This window comes from Vibrio sp. 10N.247.310.23, assembly GCF_041467155.1.
Taxonomy (GTDB): domain Bacteria; phylum Pseudomonadota; class Gammaproteobacteria; order Enterobacterales; family Vibrionaceae; genus Vibrio; species Vibrio crassostreae_C.
On the sequence record NZ_JBFSTZ010000064.1, the window covers coordinates 1 to 4,616 of the forward strand.

At 45.8% G+C, this 4,616-nt stretch carries 6 protein-coding genes; 5 read left to right on the top strand and 1 reads right to left on the bottom strand.

Annotated elements, in window-relative coordinates:
• The first annotated feature begins 34 nt into the window (after positions 1 to 34).
• The 3 genes from AB6D93_RS23500 (at position 35) to AB6D93_RS23510 (ending at position 2,491) form a co-directional block, all read left to right on the top strand.
• The gene (locus tag AB6D93_RS23500) at positions 35 to 1,012 is read left to right on the top strand and encodes a trypsin-like serine protease (RefSeq protein WP_102332163.1); all 978 of its coding nucleotides are present in this window, start codon (positions 35 to 37) and stop codon (positions 1,010 to 1,012) included.
• A 234-nt stretch (positions 1,013 to 1,246) separates the two neighbouring features.
• Positions 1,247 to 1,942, top strand: coding sequence for an endonuclease (locus AB6D93_RS23505; RefSeq protein ID WP_102332168.1), 696 nt, complete (start codon positions 1,247 to 1,249; stop codon positions 1,940 to 1,942).
• A 387-nt stretch (positions 1,943 to 2,329) separates the two neighbouring features.
• Positions 2,330 to 2,491, top strand: coding sequence for a hypothetical protein (locus AB6D93_RS23510; protein ID WP_019825435.1), 162 nt, complete (start codon positions 2,330 to 2,332; stop codon positions 2,489 to 2,491).
• A gap of 28 nt (positions 2,492 to 2,519) precedes the next feature.
• Here AB6D93_RS23510 and AB6D93_RS23515 read toward each other — a convergent pair whose 3' ends face one another.
• Positions 2,520 to 3,101, bottom strand: a complete 582-nt coding sequence (locus AB6D93_RS23515; protein ID WP_102332161.1) for a DUF2913 family protein — start codon at positions 3,099 to 3,101, stop codon at positions 2,520 to 2,522.
• Positions 3,102 to 3,320: 219 nt separating this feature from the next.
• Between AB6D93_RS23515 and AB6D93_RS23520 the strand changes: the two genes are divergently transcribed.
• Positions 3,321 to 3,989, top strand: a complete 669-nt coding sequence (locus AB6D93_RS23520; protein WP_102332160.1) for a hypothetical protein — start codon at positions 3,321 to 3,323, stop codon at positions 3,987 to 3,989.
• Positions 3,990 to 3,991: 2 nt separating this feature from the next.
• Positions 3,992 to 4,616: TIGR03759 family integrating conjugative element protein (locus tag AB6D93_RS23525; RefSeq protein WP_372159223.1), on the top strand; the 625-nt coding region annotated here is incomplete at its 3' end.

Below are 4,616 nucleotides of genomic sequence, written 5' to 3' on the forward strand. Positions count from 1 at the left end.
TATAATTATCTTCCATCAAAAAGGAGTGTTAATCATGAAGAAAATAGCTGTGGGTCTCTCCATTTCTTTACTCTCAAGTTCGGTGTTTGCGATTGAAAATGGTACAGGTGTCGATTGGCAAAATGACTTTGATGATATGGTTAAGAACAATTGCACAGGCCTAGTGATAGGTGGGGATCAAGTTTTAACGGCTGCGCATTGTACAGATTTAACTGGCATAACCTTTGCTAATGGTGATGTGGTCAACGCAAGTGGACGAGTTGATCACCCTAACTATCTGTGGGCTCCAGATGGCTCACCATACGACGTCTCGATTTGGTTCCTTCCTAAGTCGGGAAGCACGCAGAACATTCATTATTTTGCTGATTTAAGTGTCTCAGGCATTTCACTTGGCGATGACATTAAAGTTTACGGTTTTGGAGGGAATAACCCACTTTCATATGCTTCCGCGTTTATCACGCACCTATCGGATGACTATAAGACAGCATTCGAAGTGACTTCACACACTGGAGAAGTTATACCAGGTGATAGTGGGGGAGTTTCATTAAAAGATAATAAAATAGTGGCAATCACTCGAGGTGGAGGTGTTAATGATAACGTATCGAACAGTACCGACCTCACTTACGCAAAAGACTTCATTCTTGAGACGGTGAACGGCTGGCATTACCCAACTGTGCTCAAAGGAACGGGCACTCAGACTGTTAAAATTCAGTCATTGCATCAAAATGGCGTGGTCGATTCTGCGACAAGCTCTGGAGATGTAGCGATAACTGGCGGTACATGCCAAACCTTGCCCACGATTAATGCTTTCGATACCTGTACGTATGAACTGGAAGTGAGCGGCTCAGGTCAACTGCATTTAACCACCAATGAAGTGATTGATATCAACCCTGTGACACCGACTCCCGTACCTCCTCCAACAACGACACCAAGTTCTGGCGGCAGCGGTGGCTCTCTCGGCGTTTTCTCTCTACTTGGATTAGCTGTCTTCGGGCGTTTAAGAAAGAGATAGGTCTGATATGGATTACAAAATTAACGACCCTGTTATATTGGAAATGCTCGATGGTAATGATTGGCGCGTAATACGCACCACTTACCGTCAAGCCATACGGCTGCTCAGAAAAACGCAGCATCGCGGGTATTTGTTGTATCACGAGGGAGAGTCGTGGGATTTATATTCAAACCAAGGAAAACTAATAAAATTCAAACGTAGGAGATAAGTGTGAAGAGAGTTCTTATTACAGCAATGTTGTTAACCCCTATGTACGTATTTGCTGGGAATGATCAGATTGAATCATTCAGTAAGGCCAAAAAGCTGTTAGAGCAAAAGGTTTATTTTGACCATAGGGAGACATTGTATTGCAATGCTCGCTTTGACGATAAAAAAATCATCACACCACCGTCCGGGTTTCAGTCCGATAAGTACGTCAAGCGCGCTAAAAAAGTAGAATGGGAGCACGTCGTTCCAGCAGAAAACTTTGGGCGTACCTTTGTAGAATGGCGTGAAGGTGATACGTCGTGCGTCAACAGTAAAGGGCAGACTTATAAAGGCCGCCGCTGCGCGAACAAGGCTAATAAAGAATACAGACTCATGCAATCTGATTTGTATAATCTATTTCCTGCTATTGGTTCTGTTAATGCAATGCGCAGCAATTACAATTTCACCATGCTACCCGATGAATCGTCGGATTTTGGTTCGTGCGCAATGAAAATAAATGACCGTAAAGCAGAGCCTCCGGTGAGTGCTCGTGGTCGTATTGCTCGAACCTATTTTTACATGGAAGAGACTTACCCTCGATATAATATGAGTAAACAACAACGCCAGTTAATGACCGCGTGGGATAAACAATTCCCTGTGAGTGCTTGGGAATGTCAACGCGCCAAACGCATCGAAAATATTCAAGGTAACGTGAATACTATCTTAAAGGAACGTTGTCACTAATCTTCTCGACATGAGCGTGAAAACATTCTTACGAATTCAAAGTAGATAGCATAGGGAAATAGGCAAAGCATTTTCGTATGTTATCTGCTGTGCAGGTAGGGCGCAGCCCGTAGGACGGCATAGAGTCCTTACAAGAAGGCGATTTTCATAAGGGCCTTTTCAAAAATCGGATGATACAGAGTAGCTTCGCTCGCTAAGACACAAGTTCTTCCTCTTTATACCCTGACATTCATTACTTCTGGATTCATTGTATTAGAAATTTTAGCGAATATGGAAGAGGTTTTAGCGAGCACCTTTACAGGGATTTGATGCTTATGAGTCTGACACCGTATATTATGCATCACCCTCGAATAAACCACAGTTAATGATGCCAATCTCAAAAGATTCATGGGGAAACCCAAATTTCGCATCGAGGAAGCGCAATCCCTTGATGATTTACTTAGCCACACCAGTTATGGCGTTCGTTGTCATGTTGGTAAGCTGTCGGTGAAGATTGAAAATGGGTGTTTAGTCAAACACCGTTATACTCAAGGCAAAAAAGAGTCATAGCACCCAAAATTCTACGCTGAACTGCTTATTATCCCTTTCTGTGTAGTAAAAGATGAATCACTTCATGTTCATCCACATGGTCGACTTCCACGCGATAAATGCCTTTAGCTTGCACCGCTTCAATGAGTGCTTTTAATCGATGAGTTTTCACCGTCATCGCTAGCGGCTTGATTTGGTTATTGTCTTCATCAAACCCATTCTCAATGCCTTTCTCTTTCATATAGAGCGTATCCCTTTCAAGATCTTTTTCTATGTCTTCCAGCATCGAGGGGAATTGATGCTGTTCAAATAGACCACTCAACATGATGTAGAGTTCATCCGCTTGTGAAAATTTAGCTTGGTACTCAAGGTTCAGACGGTTCACATCCCACAACTTTTTCTCAAGGTTGCCGATGGGACTGCGGCCAATGCTGAGCATGGTTTTGATTTCAGGTTTACACGTTGAAAACTGAGGCTGTTTGACTTTTGGTTTGATGAATTTCACGAGTCGTTCATTTCTTCTTTTCACTGTCCAGAACCCACCTTGCTTGCTCATGGTGCAATAGAGGGCGAGCAGCGCGTGGGTCGCGAGTGCATCAAGGGCTTGATAGTGTTTCAGGTTTTGGCTCATACAGTCATTCTATCTGATCAATTAAAACAAGAGTTTACCAGAAAAGAGCCCAAATCAATTGGGGGTGATTCCGCTTTAAATTAAAAAACCAAATATGATAGCATAATTTTAAAAAATAATACTCGTTAGAAATACATCCACCAATGTATTTCTAATCGAGATTTTTCTAAGGTGTTTTTGCTACGGTCGTCCCATCACTGACAACCGTAGGAGCGAGGTGTGAAATTCACTCTCAAAACGTTACTTAGAGGGCTACTGTTTAGCCTGTGGAGCCTAATATTAAGCGCCGCTTGCCTGTTCGCCTATCAGCAGGTTTTCTCACCGGTTCAACAGGAGAGCTTTGACTCGCGATTGGACGCACTGCATCAAAGTTTGGTGTTGGCGATGAATGAAAGCCGCGACAAGGAGCGTCAAGCGCGCATTGAGGCGCTGAACTCATTGCAATTTGCGCTTGATGGGTTAACCCAGCGCATCGATGAGCAACAGGGTGAAATCACCGAGCTCATGAATATTCAATCCAATCAAGGCGCTCGTTTGGATGAATTGGGCTTAGACAGCAAAAAGCTGGATGCGTTGGAAACAAAACTTCAACGCCTCTCTCGTCAATCCACAACAAAACGTGCGCCCCCCGTGCGTGCCAAACCTGTCGTTAAGCCCACAGTAAAAACGCCGACCATTACCGCGCCTTTTGTCTTATTTGATGTTCAAACGCGGGGGCGCATCCCGTTGGCGATTGTCGGTAAGCCTGGTGCCAGCACACTGGCAGAGTTATCCGCCCTTCAAGCCGGTCAGCATTATCTCGGCTGGAAAATCACCGCCGTCAACGATCAGCACATCGAGGCGCTTTATAAAGGCCAACGTACAACGTTAACGGTCGGGGAGGGATAAAGATGAAGATTCCCATTTTATGGGCAATGTGCGCCTTACTACCGATTTTCTGGGTAGGGGCCACAGAGCTTGAGCGTAATCAGGTCTCACAAACCAACATTGAACATAACCAATCCCGCTCGCTGAGCGTCTCGCAAGACGCTCAATACTGGCAACTGAGCCAAGCGGACTGGGCGCGCTATGAGCAATTAATGCAAAGTCCACTCACCTATGACATGCAAGAGGCGAGTCCCCTAGAAGTCTTAGCTCAGTTTGCGCGCAGTGAAGCAGAGCGGGCGCGTTTGGCTGAGCGTTTGGTGGCGTTTGATAAACAACGCACCGATGGCTTGTTAGCGCTGGATGTGGCGTATCGCGCAGCGTGGGCGCGGCTCTATCCTAACTTGAAGCCGATAGGGCCACGATTGCCAGAGCGCGTCGCCCTGTTTGTGCGGGCGAGATGCGACACCTGCGTCGATGCGCTGAAACAATGGCGCTCTCATGGCGTGGCCGTGGATGTGTATATGCTCGGGGGTGATGACAAAGCGTTGCAAGCGTGGGCCTCGGTCGCCGGGGTGCGCCACGGTGATGTCGAGAAACAGTGGATAACGTTAAATCACGACACGCGCGCCTTATGGATGACCCTGGCTA